This window comes from Brevundimonas sp., from assembly GCF_036676055.1.
Classification (GTDB): domain Bacteria; phylum Pseudomonadota; class Alphaproteobacteria; order Caulobacterales; family Caulobacteraceae; genus Brevundimonas.
The window spans coordinates 1-1,935 of sequence record NZ_JAKFDS010000009.1 but is presented as its reverse complement, the minus strand read 5'-3'; the positions used below and the strand labels follow the sequence as shown (position 1 = coordinate 1,935).

At 70.0% G+C, this 1,935-nt stretch carries 2 protein-coding genes; both read right to left on the bottom strand.

What is annotated here, in order from left to right; translation table 11 throughout:
• On the bottom strand, positions 1-988 hold a 988-nt coding region (gene mreC / locus V6M45_RS01835), incomplete at its 3' end, for a rod shape-determining protein MreC (protein ID WP_332653623.1).
• A gap of 139 nt (positions 989-1,127) precedes the next feature.
• The coding region (locus tag V6M45_RS01830; RefSeq protein ID WP_332653622.1) for a rod shape-determining protein at positions 1,128-1,935 on the bottom strand (808 nt) is incomplete at its 5' end.

The window sequence follows — 1,935 nt, the reverse complement described above, 5'->3', positions numbered from 1 at the left end:
CAGGGGCGGCGGCGGGCGGAGCGGCGGCCGCGCGGGCGGCGGTGCGGCGGGCGGCGGAATCAGCAATGGCCGTGCTCTGGGCGGCGGTGGCCTCGGGCAGGGTGTCGAGCGCGGCCAGCGGCGGAGCGTTGAGGTCCTCAGGGCCGATCAGCTGGCTGAAGTCCTCGAACAGCATGACCCGGACGTAGTCGATGGCGCCCCGGTCGCTGAACAGCTTGACCCGCCAGCTGCCGTCGATGCCCTTGGCGGCGACGCCGATCGGAACGCCGCGCGGGAAACCGCCGCCGTCGCCGGAGGAGAGGATGCGGTCGCCGGCCTGGACCGATCCGACCCCGCGCACGAATTCCAGACGGGGATTGCCCGAGCCGTCCCCGGTCAGCAGGGCGCGGGCGTCGGTGCGGTCGATCAGGACGGGCGTGCGGCTGGCCACGTCCGTCAGCAGCAACATCCGGCTGATCCCCGACGAGGTCCCGACGATACGTCCGACCAGGCCGTGCTCGTTGATCACAGGATTGCCGACCTTGACCCCCCTGGCGGCGCCGACGTCGAGCAGACGGGCCCGGGAGAACGGCCCCCGGGTGTCGGAGATCGAGCGGGCGGTGCGCATGGCCACGGGCGGCTCGGGCCGGATGCCGAGCATGGCCTCATAGCGGGCGTTGACGTTCTTGAGAGCGATGGCCTGGTCGCGCCACGGCTGCAGCTCGGCCAGTTCGCGCCGAAGGCGGCGGTTCTCGGACACCGCGAAGAAATAGCCGCCGACATAGTCGGTGGCGTGGCCAAACCAGCGGACCGGGGCCGCGAAAACACCGCCGACCGGTCCCGCCACGGTCTCGACCCCGGCCCGCACCGGTTGGTAGGGCGAGGTCTGGGCCCGGGCGTCGCTGAGCAGAAGGAGCACGCAGCCGATGGCGGCGACCACGACCGTGACCGCCGCGGTCCAGACCAGCGGCACCTTGATGTTTTCGAACGGTCCGTCGCGAAACGCCACGGCGCGCCTTCCTCAGAAAAAGGGAATCAGCGGGACGCCCCCCGCCGATCTGCCGAGCCTATCGCAAAATGCGGGGGTTTTGGAAACCGCCGCAACCCCGCTGATGACAGGGATTTGAGGCGGGGATTCGACGACCGGCCTAGAGGGCCGAGTCGAGGACGCCCTTCATCCAGCGCGGGTGCTCGAGCACCCGGCCGCAACCGATGGCGACGCAGGACAGGGGATCGTCGGCGACCGAGACCGGCAGGCCGGTATGATCACGGATCTCGGCGTCCAGGCCGCGCAGCAGCGCGCCGCCGCCGGTCAGCATGATCCCCTTGTCGGCGATGTCGGCGGCCAGTTCGGGCGGGGTGGCTTCCAGCGCGACCTTCACGGCCTCGACGATCTGGGTGACCGGCTCGGCCAGGGCTTCCGCAGCCTGACGCTCCGAGATACGGACTTCCCGCGGCACGCCCTGCATCAGGTCGCGGCCCTTGACGTCGATCGACAGGCCTTCGCCGTCGGCCGGGATGCGGGCGGTGCCGATGTCCTTCTTGATGCGCTCGGCGGTGGTCTCGCCGATCAACAGGTTATGGTTGCGGCGCATGTAGCTGATGATCGCCTCGTCCATCTTGTCGCCGCCGACGCGGACCGAGCGCGAATAAACGATGCCCGACAGGGACAGGACGGCCACCTCGGTGGTGCCGCCGCCGATGTCGACGACCATCGAGCCGGTCGGCTCATGGATCGGGAGACCGGCGCCGATCGCCGCGGCCATCGGCTCGTCGATCAGGCCGACGCGGCGGGCCGAGGCGTTGAGGCAGGAATCGTTGATGGCGCGGCGCTCGACGGCGGTGGCGCCCGACGGCACGCAGACGATGACCTTGGGGTTCACGAAGCCCTTGCGGTTATGAACCTTGCGGATGAAGTGCTTGATCATCTCCTCGGCGACTTCGAAGTCGGCGATG